Genomic DNA, 20,813 nt, shown 5'->3' with positions numbered 1-20,813 from the left:
GCAGCGCCAGCCCGGCGGCGCCGACGGCGCCGTCGCCGGCGCTGCGCGGCGCCTCGGCGAACCGGTCGCGCAGCCCGGTGCGGACGGCCTCGGCGACAGGGCCCTCGCGCAGCACCGAGCCGTGCATGACGACCGGCGCGCAGGGGTCGGACAGGGCCGGGCGGACCGCGTCGACGTCGCGGAGCAGCCACTCCGCGGCCTCGTCGGTGATGCGCCTGGCCACCGGGTCGCCGGCGGCCGCGGCGGCGGCGACCACCGGGCCGAGCCTGCCGAGGGCCGCGGGCGGGCGGCCGTACACCTCCTTGATGATGGCCTGGGCGAGCTGCGGGTTCGGCGTCGTCCCGGGCGGTTCCGGGCGGCCGGGGAGCCCCGCCGGGTCCGGATGCCCCGCGAGCCCGGGGCGCCCGGGCGGCTCCGGACGGCCGTGCGCGGCGCCCAGCGGGCCGGGCGGCGGCCCGGTCGGGCCGCCGCCCGGCTGCGGATACGCCCCGGGGATCAGCACGGCGGTGCCCGTGCCGCCCGCGCCGGCGGACAGCACCGCGGCCTGGGAGAGGGCCGCGCCCGGCGCGCCCGCCCCGGACGCCGGCGGGACCGCGCCCGCCATCGCCAGCGTCCGGTGCCGGGGTCTTCGCCGGGCGGAGTCGATCTCCGCGACCACGGTGGGGCCCAGCAGCGCCCGCGGGACCGAATCGGTCAGCAGCGTCGGCGAGCCGCGGCCGTCGTAGGCGGCCAGCGCCGCCCGGACCGCCTCCTTGCCGAGCCACACAGCCGAACCCTCGTCCCCCACCAGCCAGCCGTAGCCGTCGGCGCGCTGCACGATCGCGCCGTCGTTGATGACCGCGGCGCCGGCGCCCGTGCCGGAGAACACCACGATGCCCTTGGGCTCGCTGGTGCCCGCGGCGAAGGCCACGGCGATGTCGGTCACCACGGCGGGCGAGCCGCGCAGCCCGACGGCCTGCCAGGCCCGGCGCGCCGCGGTCACGGCCGCGGGCCGGCCGGCCGAACCGGCTCCGGCGATTCCGAACACGCCGGTGAGGATGTGGGTACGGTCGAGGTCTCCGAGCGCCTCCCGCAGGGCGGTGGTGAGCGCCCCTGCGGTGTCGCCCCCGGAGTTGGGGTTGGCCCCGGGACCGGTGCCGGAACCGGCCAGGGCGCCCCCGAGCGTCAGCACGACACAGCGGGTCTTCGTGCCACCCGCGTCTATGCCGACCACGTAAGGACCGGCCAAATGGGTCAACACAGGGCGACCGTAGCCTTTTCTACCGTTGACGTGACATCCTGGCAGTAAGAAACTTTCTTCCATGAGGAAACCCATCGGCCCCGAGCCGGGGAGCGCGGGGGAGCCCGGAGCGGCACGGGACGAGCCGGCGCGCAAGGACGCGACGCCGCTGAGCACCGTGGTGCGGGTCCGCTCGCTGCTGCCCTCGCTGCCCCCCGCCGAGCGACGAGTCGCTCAACGCGTCATCGACGACCCCGAAGGGGTCGCCAACTCCACCATCACCGAACTCGCCCAGACCTGTGGCACCTCCGAGACCACCGTCATCAGGTTCTGCCGCGCGATCGGGTTCCATGGTTATCCAGAGCTCCGACTGACCCTCGCCACGGAGGCGGGACGGGCCCAGAGCGCCAGCGGCGGACGGGTCATCGGCAGCGACATCAGTCCCGACGACTCCCTCGAGCAGATCGTGGAGAAGGTGACCTTCGCCGATGCCCGCGCCGTCGAGGAGACCGCCGCCCAGCTGGACATCAAGATGCTCGAACAGGTCGTCGACGCCCTCGTCGCCGCCGACCGGGTCGACGTCTACGGGGTCGGCGCCAGCGCGTTCGTCGCGATGGACTTCCAGCAGAAGCTGCACCGTATCGGACGCGTCTGCTCGGCCTGGGCCGACGCGCACATCATGCTCACCAGCGCCGCGGTGCTGGGTCCCACCAGCGTGGCGATCGGCATCTCGCACACCGGCGCGACCGTCGAGACCATCGACGCGCTGGAGGTCGCCAAGAGCAACGGCGCCACGACCGTGGCGCTGACCAACTTCCCGAAGTCCCCCATCGCGGAGATGGCCGATCTGATCCTCACGACAGCGGCGCGGGAGACGACCTTCCGCTCCGGCGCCACCGCCAGCCGGCTGGCGCAGCTCACGGTGGTCGACTGCGTCTTCGTCGGAGTGGCGCAGCGCACCTACGGGCCTACCCGCAAGGCCCTGGAAGCCACGTTCGAGGCGGTCCGCGGCCGGACCGTGCGACCCGACCGGAGGCGTCGGTGATCGATTGCGAGCTCCCCACCGAGGGCCGGAACCCCCGCACCCTCGACGTCGACACGCTGCCGACCCTGGAGGTGCTGCACCTGATCAACACGGAGGACGCCACCGTCCCGATGGTGGTGGCGGCCGTCCTGCCCGAGGTCGCCCGGCTGGTCGACCTCGCGGTCGACTCGCTGCGCGCGGGCGGCCGCGTGCACTACTTCGGCGCCGGCACGTCCGGCCGGCTCGCGGTCATCGACGCCGCCGAGCTGCCCCCCACGTTCGGCATCTGGGGCCGGGTCGTCGCGCACCACGCCGGCGGCCCCGGCGCCCTGTCCCAGGCGATCTCCGACGTCGAGGACGACATCGAGCTCGGCATGCGGGACGCCCGCGAGGTGTGCGCCGGCGACATCGCCATCGGCATCGCCGCCAGCGGCCGCACCCCCTACGTGATCGGCGCGCTGCGCGCCGCCACCGCGGCCGGCGCGCGCACGGCGCTGATCAGCTGCAACCCGCACACGCCCTACGGCGAGGAAGTGGAGGTGCACATCGGCCTGGCCACCGGGCCCGAGGTGATCAGCGGTTCCACCCGGATGAAGGCGGGCACCGCGACCAAGCTCGTGCTCAACTCCTTCTCCACCACCCTGATGATCAGGATGGGCCGCACCTACTCGAACCTGATGGTCAGCGTGAACGCGCTGAACTCCAAGCTGCGCGCCCGGCTGGTGCGCATCCTCACCGAGGCCACCGGCATGGACGCGCGGACCTGCGAGAACGCGCTGACCGAGGCAGGCGGTAACACCCGCGTGGCGCTGGTCTCGCTGCTCGGCGAGGTCCCCGCCGCGCGCGCCACGGTGGTCCTTGAGGAGACCGACGGCGGCGTCCGGGAGGCCCTGCAACGCCTCAGGTCCGCCTGACAGGGGGCGGGCGGCGCACCCGCGCGGCGGCCGAGGCGCGCCGAGACGAGCCTCGCCCGTTCCGAGCCGGCGGCGGCCCCCGCCGGCCCGCGGAGGGTCCGTGGTCATGCGATCGTCCCCGCACCGATCGCATGACCACGCCACCCCGACCGCGGCGCGCCGGGCCGGGCCGGGCCGACACGGCGATAGCGGGCCTGGCGCGGCGGGACCGGAGCCTGGCGCGGCGGGACCGGGCCTGGCGGCGGGGCCGGAGTCGCCGCGTGTGCGTGAGCGAGCGGGGTCAGTGCTGTTCGTACCGGCGGAGCTCCTGGCGGGCGACCGTGCGGACGTGCACCTCGTCCGGGCCGTCGAAGATCCGCATCGCCCGCACCCAGGCGTACATCGCGGCCAGCGGCGTGTCGTCGGACACCCCGGCGCCGCCGTGGACCTGGATCGCGCGGTCGAGCACCTCGTGGGTGATCCGCGGCACGACCACCTTGATCGCCGCGATCTCCGACCGGGCGCCCTTGGCGCCGTGCTCGTCGATCAGCCACGCCGTCTTCAGGGTGAGCAGCCGTGCCTGCTCGATCGCCATCCGCGACTCGGCGATCTGCTGGCGCACCACGCCCTGCTTCGCGAGCGGTCCGCCGAACGCGACGCGGTCCACGGCCCGGCGGCACATCAGCTCCAGCGCCCGCTCCGCCATCCCGAGCGCGCGCATGCAGTGGTGGATCCGCCCCGGCCCGAGCCGCGCCTGGGCGATCATGAACCCGTCGCCCTCCTCGGCGAGCAGGTTCGACACCGGCACCCGGACGTCCTCGAACAGGATCTCCGAATGGCCGTGCTGGTCCTGGTAGCCGAACACCGGCAGGTGCCGGACGACGGTCACGCCCGGCGTGTCGCGGGGCACCAGCACCTGCGACTGCTGCCGGTGCGCGGGCCCGTCCGGGTCCGTCTTGCCCATCACGATGAAGATCTTGCAGCGCTCGTCGGCCGCGCCGGTGATGAACCACTTGCGGCCGTTGATCACGTACTCGTCGCCGTCCCGGACGATCGAGGTCGTGATGTTGGTGGCGTCGGAGGAGGCGACCTCCGGCTCCGTCATCGCGAACGCGCTGCGGATCTCCCCGTCCAGCAGCGGCCTCAGCCACCGCTCCTTCTGCTCCGGGGTCCCGAACATGTGCAGGACCTCCATGTTCCCGGTGTCCGGCGCGGCGCAGTTGACCGCCTCCGGGGCCAGGTCGGGAGAGCGGCCCGTCAGCTCCGCAAGCGTGGCGTACTCCAGGTTGGACAGCCCGGACACGTCCGGCAGGAACAGGTTCCACAGGCCGCGCTCGCGCGCCTCCGCCTTCAGTTCCTGGACGACCGGCGGCAGGGCGTGCGGGTCGTTCTCCGCGCGCCAGGCCGTGTACACCGGCTCCGCCGGGTACACGTGCTCGTCCATGAACTCCTGGAGTCTCTCCTGGTAGTCCAGCGCTTTCGGGCTGAGTGCGAAGTCCATGCGCGCCAGTCTGGCAGAACGAGATTCGGTCAAGGTGGGCGGGATCGCTTACCATCGGCCCGTGCCCGACAAGACGGTCAAAGCCGTGATCACCGACTGGGGCGGCGTCCTCACCTCCCCGCTGAACGACGCCGTCGGCGCCTGGCTGGCCGCCGACCGCATCGACGCCGACCGGTACCGCACGGTCATGCGCGCCTGGGTGGCGCAGGCCTACGACGGCGCCGGGACCAACCCCATCCACGGCCTGGAGGACGGCTCGCTCGCCCCCGAGGAGTTCGAGCGCCTACTCGCCGCCGAACTGCTCACCGTCGACGGCGGCCCCGTCGCCGCCGCGGGCCTCATCTCCCGCATGTTCGGCGCGTTCTCGCCGGTCGAGCCGATGTACGAGGCGCTCCGCGCGGCCCGCTCCGCCGGCGCCCGCACCGCCCTCCTCTCCAACTCCTGGGGCAACGACTACCCCCGCGACCTGTTCGCCGACCTCTTCGACGCCGTCGTCATCTCCTGCGAGGTCGGCATGCGCAAGCCGGACGAGCGGATCTTCCGGCACGCGCTCGGCCTGCTCGGCCTGGACGCCGCCGAATGCGTCTTCATCGACGACATCGAGCACAACATCCGGGCCGCCGAATCGCTCGGCATCCGCGGCATCCACCACACATCCGCCGACGCCACGATCGCCGAACTGCGCGAACTGGGCCTCCTCGCATGACAGACTGACGAACCGTCATGCGCGTCTACCTTCCGTCCACGCTTCCGCTCCTCGCCGCCGCCCACGCCGCGCGCGAGGCCGGCCCCGCGCCCCTCGCCGCGCACGCCGTGACGCCCGCGCTGCGCGAGTGGTACGCGGGCGGCGACCTCGAGGAGCTGGAGTACGCGGCGCTGACCGCGGCGGCCCGCGCCTCGCTGCGCCTGCTCGCCGCCGACCCGTCCGCGCCGCGCCGCCGCGTCGTCCTCGCCGCCGAGATCCCGGACCAGTCGGTCTCGTCGGCCCGCGGCGACGCGTCCCTCGACGGCGACGACCGCTCGCTCGTCGAGATCACCGCACCCGTCCCGTGGAAGCGCCTGGCCTCCGGCCACGTCGACGACCTCGCCGCCGTCCCCGACGTGACCGCCGCCGTCGAGGCCCTCCCCGCCGCCGACGCCGGCGACGAGGACGCCCTCTTCACCGTCGACGGCGCCGAAGGCCACGACCTCCTCTGGTACGCCACCCAAGAGCTCCAGCACCTACTCTGACCCGCCCGCGTCCGCCGCACGGCTTGGCCCGTCACCATCCCTCCAGCAGTGCGGCCGCGCGCCTCACGGCGGATGGATCGGCAACGTGGAGGAGAGCGAGCAGCCCCTCAAGGTGCGGGCGGGGAGCGGCAGGTATTCGCGGGATGGGGCTGGGTAGGGCTCGGCATGTCGACACGGCCGTCGGACATGCGGGGAGCGACCAGATGGACGCCGTCACCAACGTTCCGGTACCGGTGAACGAGCCGGTCAAGGGGTACGCGCCGGGCAGCCCGGAGCGGGCCGCCCTGGAAGCGAAGATCAAGGAGCTCGGCGGCGCGGAGACCGAGCTGACGATGACCATCGGCGGGGAGCGCCGGATGGGCGCCGGCGCCCCCATCGACGTGGTCGAGCCGCACAACCACCGGCACGTCCTCGGGCGGATGGGCAACGCCGCCGACGCCGACGTCGCCGAGGCCATCGCGGCGGCCCGGGAGGCGGCGCCCGGATGGCGGGCCATGGCGCCCGACGACCGGGCCGCGATCTTCCTGCGGGCCGCCGAACTCCTGTCCGGGCCGTGGCGGTCCACGCTGAACGCGGCGACGATCCTCGGGCAGTCCAAGTCCGTCCAGCAGGCGGAGATCGACTCGGCGTGCGAGCTGATCGACTTCCTGCGGTTCAACGTCGCGTACGCGCGGCGGATCCGCGAAACGCAGCCGAACTCCTCGCCTGGCGTGTGGAACCGGATGGAGTACCGGCCGCTGGAGGGGTTCGTCCTCGCCATCACCCCGTTCAACTTCAGCGCGATCGCCGGGAACCTGCCGACCTCGCCCGCGCTGATGGGCAACGTCGTGGTGTGGAAGCCGTCGCCGACGCAGCAGCTCGCCGCGCACCACACGATGCGGCTCCTGGAGGCCGCCGGCCTGCCGCCCGGCGTCATCAACCTCGTCACCGGCGACGGGCAGGCCGTCTCGAACGTCGCCCTGGCCAGCCCTGACCTCGCGGGCCTGCACTTCACCGGTTCGCCGCCGACCTTCCAGGCGCTGTGGCGGACGATCGGGGAGAACATCGCCCGGTACCGCGGATACCCGCGGATCGTGGGCGAGACCGGCGGCAAGGACTTCGTGGTGGCGCACCCGTCCGCCGATCCGGACGTGCTGAAGACCGTGCTGGTGCGGGGCGCGTTCGAGTACCAGGGCCAGAAATGCTCCGCCGCGTCCCGCGCCTACATCCCGCGCTCCGTCTGGGACGGCATGCGCGACGACTTCTGCGCCGAGGTCGAGGGTCTCACCATGGGCAACGTGGCGGACGACCTCTCGGCCTTCATGGGCGCCGTGATCGACGACCGCGCCTTCGCCAAGCACCGGCGCGCCATCGAACGGGCGCGCGGCATCGACACCATGCGGATGCTCGTCGGCGGCGAGCTGGACGACTCGGTCGGCTACTTCGTCCGGCCCACGGTGCTGGAGTCGTCGGACCCGACCGACGAGATCTTCACCACCGAGTACTTCGGGCCGATCCTCGGCGTCCACGTCTACGAGGACCACGACTACGACTCCGTCCTGACGCAGCTGGAGAGCGTCTCCGAGTACGGGCTGACCGGCGCGATCGTCGCTCAGGACCGCGCGGCCATCGCCGCCGCGACCGAGACCCTCCGCTTCGCGGCCGGCAACTTCTACATCAACGACAAGCCGACCGGTGCCGTGGTCGGCCAGCAGCCGTTCGGCGGCGCCCGCGCCTCCGGCACCAACGACAAGGCCGGATCGGTGTTCAACCTGACCCGCTGGACGAACGTCCGCGCCATCAAGGAGACCTTCGTCCCGCCCACCGACTACCGCTACCCCCACATGGGCCCCTGACCCGGCGCCCGAGCCACAAGACACCCGCCACCGCACCGCGCTGGAGGTGTGGGCGCGCTGGATGTGCCGGCGCTGAGAGGCCGGATGTCCGGCCCACCGTCAGCGTTGAAAGGCCGGATGTCCGGCCCTACCGTCAGCGTTGAGAGGCCGAATGTCCGGCCCCACGGTCAGCGTTGAGAGGCCGGTTGTCCGGCTCTACCGTCAGCGCTGCTCGGGCAGGTGGTGGCGGTTACCGTGGCGAGGTGGTCGTGGTTGCCCGGCTGATCGCGCGTTCGGCGATGTCGGGGGGTGCGGCGGCGATGACGGCGTCGAGCGAGGACCGGGAGATCTGAAGGTCGGTGATGGCCTTGGTGATCCGCTCGCGTTCTGTGTACAGGTCGGCGACGAGGTCGGGGCAGGTCGGCACGAGGCGTTCGTCCTCCTCGCGCAGGCAGGGGAGGATCGTGGCGATGGTGGCGGTGTTCAGGCCGGCGGCGAGCAGGCTGCGGATGCGGCGCACGGTGTCCACGTCGGCCTCGCTGTATTCGCGGTAGCCGCTGGGTCGCCTTGCGGGGTGGAGGAGCCGCTGCTCCTCGTAGTAGCGCAGCAGCCGTTCATGCACGCCGGTCCTGCGGGACAGTTCACCGATCCGCATGTGGCCCTCCTCACCGGTGCCTCGCCGACGGCCGGCGCCGCTTGACTCTCACATCGATGTGAAACTCTAGCGTGCCGGGCATGGGCAAGAGCTTGGTCTCGCTCGCGGCCTTGTGCGCGAGCGTCTTCGTCGTCGGTACCTCGGAGTACCTGGTCGCGGGCATGCTGCCCGAGATCGGCGCGGACCTTGGGGTCTCCCAGGGCACCGCCGGGCAGGCGGTGACCGCCTACGCGCTCGGGGTGGTGATCGGCGGCCCCCTGGTGACCATGGCGACCGCACGGCTGCCCAGCAAGGGGCTGGCGATCGGCCTGATGCTGCTGTTCGCCGCGGGCAGCGCGCTCAGCGCCCTGGCCCCGACGTTCGCGCTGCTGCTGGCCGGACGGGTGGTCTCCTCGCTCAGCCACGCCGCGTTCCTGGCGCTGGCCCTGGTGATGGCCACCAGCGTGGTGCCCGAGCACAGGACCGGCTCGGCGATCGCCACCGTGGCCTCGGGGTTCACCGTGGCCACCTTGCTCGGGGTTCCCCTGGGGTCGCTGCTGGGACACGCCGCCGGATGGCGCGCCCCGTTCGCGGTGCTCACCGCGCTCACGCTGGCGTCCGTCGCGTTGCTGGCCCTGGTGCTTCCCCGGCGGCCCGCGCCGGCCATGAGCCTGCGTGACGAACTGCGCGTCGTGACCCGCAAACCGGTGCTGCTGGCCACCGCCATCACCGCGGTCGGCTTCTCTGGTGTCTCGGTCGTGTTCACCTTCATCGCGCCCCTGCTCACCCGCATCACCGGTTTCTCCTCGGCCGCCGTCTCCGCCCTGCTGCTCGCCTATGGCGCCGGCAGCTTCCTGGGCAACCTGGCCGCCGGCAAGCTGACCGACAGATCCATGACCGCGACCGTGCGCGGCGTGTTCGGCGGCCTGACCGGCGTGCTGGCGGCCATGCCGTTCGCCGCCGCCTGGCGGCCCACCGCCGTCCTCGCCGTCCTCGCCTTGGGCCTGCTCGCCACCGCCACCATCGCCCCCTTGCAAGGTCTGATCCTGCGCCACGCCGGGACGGCACCGACCCTGGCGGTCTCGGTCAACGTCGGCGCGTTCAACCTCGGCGCCGCCACCGGCTCCGCCCTCGGCGGGCTCCTGGTGGCCGGGGGCGCGCTGCGCTGGAACGGGCTGGCCGGGGCCGTGCTGAGCCTGACCGGCCTGAGCCTGACCTACCTGATCCCGCCCCGCACCCGCACCGCGTCACCGAACGGCGAAACCGGGGCGGAGGTGGGTGCGGTTGCGGTCGGGGGCGGGAGGGCCGACGATTAGTCCGCCTCGCATTACGGCGGGGCGGGCCGGTGCCGGGACGGCGCCCGCCGACGCCTTTCGAGCCGCGCATGGGAACGGGATGTCGACGCTGAACCGTCTGGTGCTGTGGAACATCGATCACACCCTGGTCGACGTCGGGCGGGTCACCCGGGACGCCTACGCGGAGGCGTTCCAGCGGACCGTCGGGCGGCCCCTCGTGCGGCTCGCGCCGACTCCGGGCCGGACCGAATCGGAGATCATCTTCGAGACGCTGGCGTTCAACGACGTCGTCACCACCGACGACCATCTGCCCTCCTTCGTCGCCGCGCTCACCGAGGCGTTCGCGAACCGCCGTGCCGATCTGCGGGCACACGGCCGGGTGCTGGCCGGGGCCCGGGAGGCCGTCGAGGCCCTGGCGCACGTGCCCGGGGTCGTGCAGTCCGTGCTGACCGGGTCGGTGCGTCCGAACGCCGTGCTGAAGGTGACCGAGCTCGGCCTCGCCGACCGCCTCGACCTCGGCGCCGGGGGCTACGAGGACGGCGTCTACAGCAAGGCCGCGCTGCTGGAGCTCGCCCGCAGCCGCGCGGGCGAGCGGCACGGCGCCCGGTACCCCGAGTCGGCCACCGTGTACATCGCCGATTCGCCGCGCGACGTGCAGGCCGCCCGGATCGCCGGGTCGCCGATCATCGCCGTCGCCACCGGAAGCGCCACCGAGGCCGAGCTGCGCTCCGCCGGTGCCGACCAGGTGCTCGCGACCTTGGCCGACACCGATGCCGTGGTGAGCGCCGTGGCGGAGCTGACCCGCATCTGACCTCGCCGCCCTCACGGGCGCATCCAGCACGTGACGGTGTTCTCGTGGGGCGCGCCGCCACCGCGCCGCATGATCGGGTCTTGGTCATTCGTCGCTCCCTTCGTGGACGGGTCTCAGTCTCGGCGCCGCGCCCGGGCACTGGAAGTGGAACCGCGTTCTGTGGAAAACCCCGGTGTGTGGGGCATGAGGATGGCCTGACGCCTCGTTGTGTGGCCGCTGTGGATTGCCCGCCGCACGGCTGTGACCTGCGATGGGACGCGGCCGTCCGGGCAGCGTGCGCATGTCGGCGGAAGTTGCGCGGGCCGGGCGGCGAGGCCGATATTGGGAGGGTCGCGCACCGAGGGCGCGGCGGGGAGGGAGAGCGATGTCGCGTGATCACGAGGTCTCCGAGGGAGCGGCGCTGTGGCGGCCGTCGGAGGAGGTCGTCGCGAACGCGCGGGTGACCCGCTTCATCCACTGGCTGTGGGACCGGGGTGTGCGTGCGGAGTCCTACGACGACCTGTGGCGCTGGTCGGTGACCGAGGTCGACGACTTCTGGGACGCGATCTGGTCGTACTTCGACGTGGTCGGCGAGCGCGGTGACGGCCCGGTCCGCGAGGGCGGCCCCATGCCGGTGGACGGCCTGCGCTGGTTCCCCGGCGCCACCCTGAACTACGCCGCGAACGCGCTGCGCCGCGCCGAGGACACGCCGGACGAGACGGCCGTCGTGTTCCGGTCGGAGGCCGGCGGGCACCGGGTGCTGACCTACCGCGAGCTGTTCCTGCACGTCGCGGAGGTGCGGGCGGGGCTGGCCGACCTGGGCGTCGGGAAGGGCGACCGGGTGGTCGCGTACATCCCGAACATCCCGGAGGCGCTGATCTGCTTCCTGGCCACCGCCTCGCTGGGCGCCGTGTGGTCGTCGTGCTCGCCGGACTTCGGGTCGTCCTCGGTGATCGACCGGTTCGCGCAGATCGAGCCGAAGGTGCTGATCGCGGTGGACGGCTACGCCTACAACGGCAAGACGTTCGACCGGCGGGAGGTCGTCGCCGAGATCGAGGCGGCGCTCCCGACGCTGGCCGCGACGGTGCTGATCCCGTACCTGGACCCGGCCGCCACGCCCGACGGCCTGCGCGTGGGCATGCACTACGGCGACCTCCCGCGCACCGACCACGACGCCATGGAGTTCGAGGACGTCCCGTTCGACCATCCGCTGTGGGTGGTGTACTCGTCCGGCACGACGGGCCTGCCCAAGCCGATCGTGCACGGGCACGGCGGGGTCGTCCTGGAGCACCTCAAGGCCCTGTCCTTCCACCAGGACGTCGGCCAGGGCGATGTGTTCTTCTGGTTCACCACGACCGGCTGGATGATGTGGAACTACCTCATCGGCGGCCTGCTGGTGGGCTCCACCATCGTCATGTACGACGGCGCACCGCTCGACCTGTGGAAGCTCGCCGCGGACAACGGGGTCACGTACATGGGCGTGGGCGCGCCCTACATCACCGCGTCCGCCAAGGACGGACGCCACCCCGGACGCGAGTTCGACCTGTCGGCGCTGCGCGGCATCGGCTCCACCGGTTCGCCGCTGCCGCCCGAAGGGTTCGCGTGGGTGTACGAGGAGGTCGGCAAGGACCTCCTCCTCGGGTCCATGTCCGGCGGCACCGACCTGTGCACCGCGTTCGTCGGGCCGTCGCCGCTGCTGCCGCTGGGCGCGGGCGTCATCCAGTGCCGGTGCCTGGGCGCGAAGGTCGAGGCGTACGGGGACGACGGCAAGCCGGTCGTGGACGAGGTCGGCGAGCTGGTCATCACCGAGCCGATGCCGTCGATGCCGGTGTTCTTCTGGAACGACGACAGCGGCGACCGCTACCGCGAGTCCTACTTCGACATGTACCCGGGCGTGTGGCGGCACGGCGACTGGATCAAGGTCCTGCCGGACGGCGGCTGCGTCATCTACGGGCGGTCCGACTCGACCCTCAACCGTGGCGGCGTCCGCATGGGGACGTCGGACTTCTACCGGGTCGTCGAGGCGTTCGACGAGGTCACCGACAGCCTCGTCATCGACACCGGGCGGCTCGGGCAGGAGGGCCGGCTGCTGCTGTACGTGCAGCTCGCCGAGGGCGCGTCCCTCACCGACGACCTCGCGGGCCGGCTCAAGCGCGAGATCCGCTCGGCGCTGTCGCCGCGGCACGTCCCGGACGAGATCACCGCCGTCCCCGGCATCCCACGGACCCTGTCGGGCAAGAAGCTGGAGGTCCCCGTCCGCAAGATCCTCCAGGGCACGCCGGTGGACGAGGCCGCCAACCGCGGCGCCATGGCCAACCCCGAGGTCCTCACCCACTTCACGCCGTAGCGCCGGCGACCGTCCGCGGCCTCCGCGGTGCCCGTAAGCCCCTGCGCGACACGTGTTCTCACGGTGTCGCGCGGGGCGCAAGGGGCACTAAGGTGGTCGCTCGGCCCAAATGCGCCCGTTCGGGGCGGCGGGTCGGATCGCGCCGTAAGGCCACATGGCCGGGTGAACTTCCCAACGACCTCGCGCGTCCCACTGTCGGAGCGCTGGTCTGCGAGAATTCGACCCGTGGTCCGTTGGCCCGTCGACGAGAGAGGGACGGTTCCACGCATGGAGGTTGGGGCGCTGCGGTCCGGAGACCCGGAGCGGCTGGGTCGCTACGCCCTGGTCGGCCGGGTGGGCGAGGGCGGGCAGGGCGCGGTGTTCCTCGGCGCCGACGAGGACGGCCGCGAGGTCGCGATCAAGCTGCTGCACTCCGAGCTGACCTCCGACGACAAGGCCCGCGCGCGCTTCCTGCGCGAGCTCGAGGTGGCCAAGCAGGTCGCGCCGTTCTGCACCGCGCAGGTGCTGGACGCCGACGTCGACGGCGACCGGCCCTACATCGTCAGCGAGTACGTCCCGGGCCCGTCGCTGAACCAGCAGGTCACGCAGGACGGGCCGGTGCGCGGCGCGGCGCTGGACCGGCTCGCGGTGGGCACCGCGACCGCGCTGTCCGCGATCCACCAGGCGAAGATCATCCACCGCGACTTCAAGCCGCACAACGTGCTGATCGGCCCGGACGGCCCGCGCGTGATCGACTTCGGCGTGGCCCGCGCGATCAGCGGCGGCACCACGCTGACCAGCCGGGTCATCGGCACGCCCTCGTACATGGCGCCGGAGCAGATCAGCGGCGACGACGTCGGCACCCCGGCGGACGTGTTCTGCTGGGCGGCGACGCTGGTGTTCGCGGCGACCGGCGAGCCGCCGTTCGGGCAGGACACGATCCCCGCCGTCATCAACCGGATCCTGCACGAGGAGCCGGACCTCGGCGACATGAGCGGGCCGCTACGCGACCTGGTCGCCGACTGCCTGCAGAAGGACCCGGCGCTGCGCCCCGCCGCCCGCCAGGTGCTGATGCGGCTGCTCGGGCACGAGGAGGCGCCCGTCGAGGCCGCCCCGATCGGCAACACCGACGAGACCGCGATGCTCGCGGCCGGTTCGGTGCTCGCCGCGGAGCTCGCCGCCGACGAGTACGAGGCCGGTCTCGCCGGCGACGCCGCCGGCGAGCCCGCCGAATACGAGCCCGCGGCCTTCGCCGAGACGGACCCGGCCGCCCACGACGTCCCCGGCGGGGACCCGTCCGGCACCGCCCCCGCGCGGCTGCCGACGCCCGCGGAATGGGCGGCCGAGAACGCCGCCGACACCCTCCCGCGCGACCGCGCGGGAGCCGCCGGAGGCGCGGGTGGCGCCGTCGCGGCGATGCGCCGCTCGCTCGCCGGGTCGAGCCGCTCGGCCGTGCTCGCCGGCGCCGCCGCGCTGTTCGTCGCGATCGTCGTCGTGTCCGCCGTGCTCGTGCTCGGCCCCGACCACAAGGGCAAGGCGGGGGAGAAGGTCGGCGACCCGAGCCACCAGCCGCAGCCGTCGGGCGACGTCCCGAGCATGACGGTGCCGTCGAGGCAGGCGCCGACCCGGCAGGCTCCCGACACCTCCTACAGCCCGTCGCCGACGACGACCGGCTCGGCGCCCGAGAGCCCCCTGCCGACCGACACGCCCACGTCGACGCCGACCACCCCGGACGACCCGACGCCGACGCACACCACGCACAGCCCCGACCCGACGACGAGCCCGACCACCGGTCCGACCGACCCGGGCACGCCCACGGACAATCCGCCCGGAAGCCCCGCCGCGGGCACCGGAACCGGCACCGGCACCGGCTGACCGTCAGGCCGCCCGCCCTCGACCGGTACCGCCCGGCCCGGCCCGGCAGTCGATGATCAGGAAGCCCGGCGCCGGAAACGGCGCACGGCGCCCCGTTCCGCTGCCGTGACCGGCGTCCGAAGGGCCGGCCGGCCACCGTCGCGCGCCCGCCGCCCACCGCCCCGCACCGACTTCGGCGATCTTCGGGCGGGGGTACCGCGCGGCCTGGCAAGGTGGGCAAAGCCACGCTGACCTCGCGGACTGGCAGGTCGGCTTTGGGGGATTTCCCTGGTTTACTGGCGCAAGTGAGCAGCGCCACAACGAGGTGGCGAAGTGTCTCAAGGAGAGTGTTGTTGGTGATGGGCGGCAGGCTCGATCAGGCGAAGGACGATCTGCTCCGGAGGGCGGCGGAGACGTGCGCCCAGCGGCCGGGGGCGCGTTCGGCGGGGGACGTCGAGGAGTCCACCGCCTACCTTCGGCTCTACTACCGTCACGTGGCCTCGGAGGATCTCCTCGCCCGGGATCCGGCCGACATCTGCGGGCCCGCGATGGCGCACCGGGCGCTCGGTGAGGAGCGGCCGCAGGGCCGCGCCAAGGTGCGGGTGTTCACGCCGACGATCGAGGAGTACGGCTGGGACCCCGGCCACACGGTCGTGCAGGTCGTCACCGACGACATGCCGTTCCTGGTCGACTCCGTGACGATGGAGCTGACCCGGCACCAGTTGGCCACCCACCTGATCGTGCACCCGCTGCTGGGGGTGGACCGCGACGTCGCGGGACACCTGCGGGCGTTCCGCGGCAAGCACGACAGCCCGTCCGACATCGACGAGTCCTGGATCCACATCGAGGTGGACCGTACCAGCGACCGCGCTTTGCTGGACCAGTTGGAGAAGGACCTGGCCCGCGTCCTGAACGACGTGCGGGTCGCGGTCGAGGACGAGCCGAAGATGCGGGCGCGGGCGGTGGAGATCGCCGCGTCGATCCGGGAGGCGTCGCCGCCGCTGCCGGACAAGGAGCTCGCCGAGGGCGTCGAACTGCTGGAATGGCTCGCCGACGGGCACTTCACCTTCCTCGGCTACCGTGACTACACGCTCGTCGACGACGGGCGGACCACGGCCGCCGCCGCCGGGGACCACAGCCGGCTCGGCCTGCGCCCCGAGCCCGGCACCGGCCTCGGCATCCTGCGCAACGACAAGCGGGAGTCCGACAGCTTCGCCGCGCTGCCGCCCGAGGTCCGCGAGAAGGCGACCGAGAAGCGGCTGCTGGTCCTGACGAAGGCGAACTCGCGCTCCACCGTTCACCGCTCCTTGTACCTGGACTACATCGGCGTCAAGAAGTTCGACGAGAGCGGCGAGGTCGTCGGCGAGCGCCGCTTCCTCGGGTTGTTCACGCACGTCGCCTACAGCGAGTCGATCGCGCACGTCCCCGTCCTGAAGCGCAAGCTCGACGAGGTTCTGGAGCGCGCCGGGTTCACCTCCGACAGCTACGACGGCCAGGACCTCATCGAGATCCTGGAGAGCTACCCGCGCGACGAGCTGTTCCAGATCTCCGTGGACGACCTGCTGGGGATCTCGCTGGGCGTGCTGCGGCTGCGCGAGCGCCGCCAGTTGAAGCTGTTCCTGCGCAAGGACCTGTACGGCCGCTTCATGTCCTGCATGGTGTACCTGCCGCGGGACCGCTACACGACCAAGATCCGGCTGCGCATCCAGGAGATCCTGCGCCGGGCGTTCGAGGGCGTCAGCGTCGACTACAGCGCGAACGTGACCGAGTCGCTGCTGGCCCGGCTGCACGTGGTGGTGCGCGGCGAGCGGGGCCGCCCGCTGCCGGACGTGGACGTCGAAGGGCTGGAGGACCGGCTCGCCGCCGCGACCCGCTCGTGGGAGGACGACCTCGCCGACGCCATCGTGGAGCAGTGCGGCGAGGAAGGGTCCGGGACGCTCGCCCGCCGGTACGGCGACGCGTTCCCCGACGGCTACAAGGCCGACTTCCCGGCCCGCACCGCGGTCGCCGACCTGCGCTTCCTCGACGACCTCACCGACGAGGACGACACCTCCATCAACCTGTACGAGCCGTTCAGCGCCGAGCCCGGCGAGCGGCGGCTGAAGATCTACCGGCGGGGCGAGCCGATCTCGCTGTCGCGGGTGCTGCCGCTGCTGCAGAACATGGGCGTGGAGGTCGTCGACGAGCGCCCGTACGAGGTCAACACCTCCGACGGGCAGCGGTACTGGGTCTACGACCTGGGCCTGCGGTACGCGCCGCCCGGGGACGTCCCGGAGGAGGCCATCAAGGGCCTGTTCCAGGACGCGTTCACCGCGCTGTGGCAGGGCCGGATCGAGAACGACGGGTTCAACGCGCTCGTCCTGCACGTCGGGCTGAACTGGTGGCAGGCGATGATCCTGCGCGCCTACGCCCTGTACCTGCGGCAGACCGGGACGACGTTCTCCAAGCGGTACATCGAGCAGGTGCTGCTGCGGAACGCCGCGATCACCCGGCTGCTGGTGCGGCTGTGGGAGAGCCGCCTCGACCCGGCGCTGGCCGGCGGCGAGGAGGAGCGCAGCCTCGCCATCATCGAGGAGCTCCACGGGATGCTCGACGAGGTCGCGAGCCTCGACGAGGACCGCATCCTGCGCGCCTACCTGGCGCTCGTCCAGGCGACGCTGCGGACGAACCACTACCAGGGCAAGCCCTACCTGTCGATGAAGTTCGACCCGGAGGGCATCCCGGACCTGCCGCAGCCGCGCCCCACCTACGAGGTCTTCGTGTACTCGCCGAAGGTGGAGGGCGTGCACCTGCGGTTCGGGTCCGTCGCGCGCGGCGGGCTGCGCTGGTCGGACCGCCGCGAGGACTTCCGCACCGAGATCCTCGGCCTGGTCAAGGCGCAGGCGGTGAAGAACACCGTCATCGTCCCGGCGGGCGCGAAGGGCGGGTTCGTCGGCAAGCAGCTGCCCGACCCGTCCGTCGACCGGGAGGCGTGGCTGCAGGCCGGCATCGCCTGCTACAAGGACTTCATCTCCGGGCTCCTCGACGTCACCGACAACCTGGTGGACGGCAAGGTCGTCCCGCCGCCGAACGTGGTCCGCCACGACGGCGACGACACCTACCTGGTGGTCGCGGCCGACAAGGGCACCGCGACGTTCTCCGACATCGCCAACGGCGTCGCCGCCGAGTACGGGTTCTGGCTCGGCGACGCGTTCGCGTCCGGCGGGTCCGTCGGCTACGACCACAAGGCGATGGGCATCACCGCGCGCGGCGCGTGGGAGTCGGTGAAGTACCACTTCCGGTCGCTCGGCAAGGACGTCCAGCGGGAGGACTTCACCGTCGTCGGCATCGGCGACATGTCCGGGGACGTGTTCGGCAACGGGATGCTGCTGTCGGAGCACATCAAGCTGGTCTGCGCGTTCGACCACCGGCACGTCTTCCTCGACCCCGACCCGGACCCGGCGGTCTCGTTCGCCGAGCGGCGCCGGATGTTCGAGCTGCCGCGCAGCAGCTGGGCCGACTACGACACCTCGCTGATCTCCAAGGGCGGCGGCGTGTACGCCCGCAGCGCCAAGTCGATCCGGCTCACCCCGCAGGTGCGGGCGGCGCTCGGCATCGACGACGCGGTGAAGGCGATGGCGCCGCACGAGCTGATCAACGCGGCGCTGAAGGCGCCGGTCGACCTGCTGTGGAACGGCGGCATCGGCACCTACGTCAAGGCGGCGTCGGAGAACAACGCCGACGTCGGCGACAAGGCCAACGACCTGCTGCGGGTGAACGGCGAGGAGCTGCGCTGCAAGGTCGTCGGCGAGGGCGGCAACCTCGGCATGACCCAGCTCGGCCGGATCGAGTACGCGCGCACCGGCGGCCTGGTGAACACCGACTTCATCGACAACTCCGCCGGCGTCGACACCTCCGACCACGAGGTCAACATCAAGATCCTGCTCGACCAGGTCGTGCGGGACGGCGAGCTGACCCGCAAGCAGCGCGACACCCTGCTGTACGAGATGACCGACGAGGTCGCGCGGCTGGTGCTGCCCGACAACTACGCGCAGAACGTGGTGCTCGCCGCGTCCCGCGCGCAGGCGCCCTCGATGCTGCACGTCCACGCCCGGTACATGCGCAAGCTGGAGCGCGACGGGCGGCTGAAGCGGCGCCTGGAGTTCCTGCCGGACGACAAGGCCATCGCGGAGCGGCGGCAGTCCGGGCTCGGGCTGACCAGCCCCGAGTTCTCGGTGCTGCTCGCCTACTCCAAGCTGACCCTGGACCACGAGATCGTCGCCTCGGACCTGCCCGACGACCCCTACCTGGAGTCGTGGCTGGTCGACTACTTCCCGACGCCGCTGCGCGAGCGGTTCCAGCCGTACATGGACCGGCACCCGCTGCGGCGCGAGATCATCACCACCACGGTGGTGAACGACCTGGTCAACAACAGCGGCACCACGTTCGTGTTCCGGATGAACGAGGAGACGGGGGCGTCGTCGTCGGACATCGCCCGCGCCTACCTGGTCGCCCGCGAGGTGTTCCAGATGCCGCGGTTCTGGCGGTCGGTGGAGCGGCTGTCGCACCAGGTCGCCGAGTCGACGCAGATCGCGATGCTGCTGGAGGCGCGCAAGCTCACCGAGCGCGGCGCCCGCTGGCTGCTGCACAACCGGCGGCCCCCGTTCGACATCCGGGAGACGATCGACTTCTTCGCGGCCGGGGCGACCACGCTCACCTCGCAGCTGCCGAAGCTGCTCGTCGGCCTGGACCTGCAGGCGTTCGAGCAGCGCCGGGACGGGTTCGCCGAGCGGGGCGTGCCGGACGAGCTGGCCGAGCAGTGCGCGATGCTGGTCACCGCGTACTCGACGTTCGACCTGGTCGGCATCGCGCACGAGTCGGGCCGTCCGGTGGAGGAGGTCGCCGAGGTCTACTTCGACCTGGCGGACCGGCTGCAGCTGGCCCGGCTGCGCGACCGGGTGGTGGCGCTGCCGCGCGACGACCGGTGGCGGTCCATGGCCCGTTCCGCGCTCCGCGACGACCTGTACGCCGCGCACGCCGCGCTGACCCGCGACGTGCTGGTGACGAGCGAGCCGGGCGGGGACCCCGAGGCGCGGATGGCGCACTGGGCGGAGAAGAACAAGACCGCGGTGCAGCGCGCCCAGCAGACCCTCAGCGAGATCTGGGAGAGCGACAGCTTCGACCTGGCGACGCTGTCGGTCGCGCTCGGCTCGATCCGCACCCTGGTGACGGCCAGCTCCCTCCCGTCCACCGAAGGCTGACCGAACGAGGTTCATGTGCGGCGTGCCGCCCTTCCCGAAACCGGGATAAGGGCGACACGCCGCGCCTCGACGGTCAGCGGGCGGCGGCGAGGGAGACGGATTCGCCCAGGACGCGGCCCTTGCCGGACGGCGGGGCGTAGCCGATCGCGAGCCACTGCCACGACGCGTGGACGGTCCCGCCCGGCTTCCGGCCGTCCTTCGCGAGGTGGTCGCGGACGTCGGCGGGCAGGCCGGGCTCCGTGCCGCCGGTGAGCGTCGCGTCCTGCGTCAGGCCGTACCAGACGAAGGAACCGCCGTCGCTGGTCCGCAGCGCGTACGACGGGCCCGGACCGGGCTTGAACCCGCCGGGCGTCACCTTCCAGTCGCCCTGCTCGGCCTTGCGGGCGTTCGCCGAGAACGCGTCGGGCATCAGCCCGCTCTCGTCGCCTTCGGCGAGGTAGGCCGCGTGCGCGGCGGGCAGGCCACGGTCGGGCGCGGGGATCGCGTAGCCCTCGGCGTCGTAGGCGAGGTCGGGGGCGCCGCCCTGGAAGGTGAGCCAGTGCGCGGCGCGCCAGTCGTCCTTGGCGCCGGTCTTCACGAACATGCCGAGGACCTGCTGGTCCTTGCCGTCCGAGCGTTCCAGCGCCGCGATCCCGAACCACTTCGGGTACGCGGAGCGGCGCGGCACGTACAGCACCGGGTTCGCCAGGGAGATCGTCGCGGACTCCGGCAGCCGGCCGTAGGTGCGGACGCGGGCCGTCACCGGCGCGGCGAGGGCGCCGGTCACGGTGGCGCGCCAGAGCCTCTCGTCACCGGACGTGATGGCCTTGTTGTGCCGGTCCGTCCAGTCGCGCAGCACCTTCAGGGACTCGTCCGCGCCGACCGCCGGAGAGCCGGTGGGCGTGGCGGCCGCCGCCCCTCCGCCGGTGCCGCCGCCGGAGCAGGCCCCGGTGAGGACGGCGGAGCCGGCCATGACCACGGCCACGGCCATGCGGGGCGCTCGGCGCACTTCCC

Annotated in this window: 14 protein-coding genes; 10 read left to right on the top strand and 4 right to left on the bottom strand. The window is 72.6% G+C overall.

Annotation, left to right across the window (positions count from 1 at the left end):
* Positions 1-1,240, bottom strand: a 1,240-nt coding sequence (locus amrb99_RS31835; protein ID WP_347256942.1) for a BadF/BadG/BcrA/BcrD ATPase family protein, incomplete at its 3' end; no start/stop codon positions are given.
* 61 nt (positions 1,241-1,301) lie between these two features.
* Here amrb99_RS31835 and amrb99_RS31830 point away from each other — a divergent pair.
* Complete coding sequence (locus amrb99_RS31830) at positions 1,302-2,264, top strand: MurR/RpiR family transcriptional regulator (RefSeq protein ID WP_241756112.1); 963 nt, start codon at positions 1,302-1,304, stop codon at positions 2,262-2,264.
* On the top strand, positions 2,261-3,157 hold the full coding sequence (locus amrb99_RS31825; RefSeq protein ID WP_190863055.1) for an N-acetylmuramic acid 6-phosphate etherase: 897 nt from the start codon (positions 2,261-2,263) through the stop codon (positions 3,155-3,157). The genes amrb99_RS31830 and amrb99_RS31825 overlap by 4 nt, the downstream gene beginning before the upstream one ends.
* 280 nt (positions 3,158-3,437) lie before the next feature.
* On the opposite strand, the gene amrb99_RS31820 is transcribed toward amrb99_RS31825, so the two are convergent.
* Complete coding sequence (locus tag amrb99_RS31820; protein WP_190863053.1) at positions 3,438-4,637, bottom strand: acyl-CoA dehydrogenase family protein; 1,200 nt, start codon at positions 4,635-4,637, stop codon at positions 3,438-3,440.
* Between the two features lie 61 nt (positions 4,638-4,698).
* Here amrb99_RS31820 and amrb99_RS31815 point away from each other — a divergent pair, with 61 nt between their 5' ends.
* From amrb99_RS31815 to pruA, 3 genes are all read left to right on the top strand, one after another.
* A complete protein-coding gene (locus amrb99_RS31815) occupies positions 4,699-5,343 on the top strand; it encodes an HAD family phosphatase (protein ID WP_347256941.1) in 645 nt (214 codons plus the stop codon).
* Between the two features lie 17 nt (positions 5,344-5,360).
* Complete coding sequence (locus tag amrb99_RS31810; protein WP_190863050.1) at positions 5,361-5,867, top strand: hypothetical protein; 507 nt, start codon at positions 5,361-5,363, stop codon at positions 5,865-5,867.
* Between the two features lie 203 nt (positions 5,868-6,070).
* Positions 6,071-7,702 carry an L-glutamate gamma-semialdehyde dehydrogenase gene (pruA, locus tag amrb99_RS31805; protein WP_190863048.1) on the top strand — a complete coding sequence of 544 codons (1,632 nt, stop codon included), beginning with the start codon at positions 6,071-6,073 and terminating at the stop codon, positions 7,700-7,702.
* Between the two features lie 229 nt (positions 7,703-7,931).
* On the opposite strand, the gene amrb99_RS31800 is transcribed toward pruA, so the two are convergent.
* Positions 7,932-8,336: a MerR family transcriptional regulator gene (locus tag amrb99_RS31800; RefSeq protein WP_190863046.1), complete on the bottom strand. Its 405-nt coding sequence runs from the start codon at positions 8,334-8,336 to the stop codon at positions 7,932-7,934.
* Between the two features lie 80 nt (positions 8,337-8,416).
* Between amrb99_RS31800 and amrb99_RS31795 the strand changes: the two genes are divergently transcribed.
* From amrb99_RS31795 to amrb99_RS31775, 5 genes are all read left to right on the top strand, one after another.
* Positions 8,417-9,631, top strand: coding sequence for an MFS transporter (locus amrb99_RS31795; RefSeq protein ID WP_190863044.1), 1,215 nt, complete (start codon positions 8,417-8,419; stop codon positions 9,629-9,631).
* A gap of 79 nt (positions 9,632-9,710) precedes the next feature.
* A complete protein-coding gene (locus amrb99_RS31790) occupies positions 9,711-10,421 on the top strand; it encodes a haloacid dehalogenase-like hydrolase (RefSeq protein ID WP_190863042.1) in 711 nt (236 codons plus the stop codon).
* A 364-nt stretch (positions 10,422-10,785) separates the two neighbouring features.
* A complete protein-coding gene (locus amrb99_RS31785) occupies positions 10,786-12,747 on the top strand; it encodes an acetoacetate--CoA ligase (protein ID WP_190863040.1) in 1,962 nt (653 codons plus the stop codon).
* A gap of 267 nt (positions 12,748-13,014) precedes the next feature.
* The gene (locus tag amrb99_RS31780; RefSeq protein ID WP_190863037.1) at positions 13,015-14,601 is read left to right on the top strand and encodes a serine/threonine-protein kinase; all 1,587 of its coding nucleotides are present in this window, start codon (positions 13,015-13,017) and stop codon (positions 14,599-14,601) included.
* 338 nt (positions 14,602-14,939) lie between these two features.
* Entirely contained in the window at positions 14,940-19,820 is a 4,881-nt protein-coding gene (locus amrb99_RS31775; RefSeq protein ID WP_190863035.1) for an NAD-glutamate dehydrogenase, read from the top strand.
* A 73-nt stretch (positions 19,821-19,893) separates the two neighbouring features.
* Here amrb99_RS31775 and amrb99_RS31770 read toward each other — a convergent pair whose 3' ends face one another.
* Positions 19,894-20,790: a hypothetical protein gene (locus amrb99_RS31770; RefSeq protein ID WP_190863033.1), complete on the bottom strand. Its 897-nt coding sequence runs from the start codon at positions 20,788-20,790 to the stop codon at positions 19,894-19,896.
* Positions 20,791-20,813: the final 23 nt, after the last annotated feature.

This window comes from Actinomadura sp. RB99 (genome assembly GCF_014706005.1).
Taxonomy (GTDB): Bacteria; Actinomycetota; Actinomycetes; order Streptosporangiales; family Streptosporangiaceae; genus Spirillospora.
The sequence above is the reverse complement of the archived record's forward strand: the minus strand, read 5'-3'. Positions and strand labels throughout refer to the sequence as shown.

Coding starts and splice junctions, on each gene's coding strand:
- amrb99_RS31830 (WP_241756112.1), top strand. CDS start 1,302: ATGAGGAAACCCATCGGCCCCGAGCCGGGGAGCGCGGGGGAGCCCGGA.
- amrb99_RS31820 (WP_190863053.1), bottom strand. CDS start 4,637: ATGGACTTCGCACTCAGCCCGAAAGCGCTGGACTACCAGGAGAGACTC.
- amrb99_RS31810 (WP_190863050.1), top strand. CDS start 5,361: ATGCGCGTCTACCTTCCGTCCACGCTTCCGCTCCTCGCCGCCGCCCAC.
- pruA (WP_190863048.1), top strand. CDS start 6,071: ATGGACGCCGTCACCAACGTTCCGGTACCGGTGAACGAGCCGGTCAAG.
- amrb99_RS31800 (WP_190863046.1), bottom strand. CDS start 8,336: ATGCGGATCGGTGAACTGTCCCGCAGGACCGGCGTGCATGAACGGCTG.
- amrb99_RS31795 (WP_190863044.1), top strand. CDS start 8,417: ATGGGCAAGAGCTTGGTCTCGCTCGCGGCCTTGTGCGCGAGCGTCTTC.
- amrb99_RS31790 (WP_190863042.1), top strand. CDS start 9,711: ATGTCGACGCTGAACCGTCTGGTGCTGTGGAACATCGATCACACCCTG.
- amrb99_RS31785 (WP_190863040.1), top strand. CDS start 10,786: ATGTCGCGTGATCACGAGGTCTCCGAGGGAGCGGCGCTGTGGCGGCCG.
- amrb99_RS31780 (WP_190863037.1), top strand. CDS start 13,015: ATGGAGGTTGGGGCGCTGCGGTCCGGAGACCCGGAGCGGCTGGGTCGC.
- amrb99_RS31775 (WP_190863035.1), top strand. CDS start 14,940: ATGGGCGGCAGGCTCGATCAGGCGAAGGACGATCTGCTCCGGAGGGCG.
- amrb99_RS31770 (WP_190863033.1), bottom strand. CDS start 20,790: ATGGCCGTGGCCGTGGTCATGGCCGGCTCCGCCGTCCTCACCGGGGCC.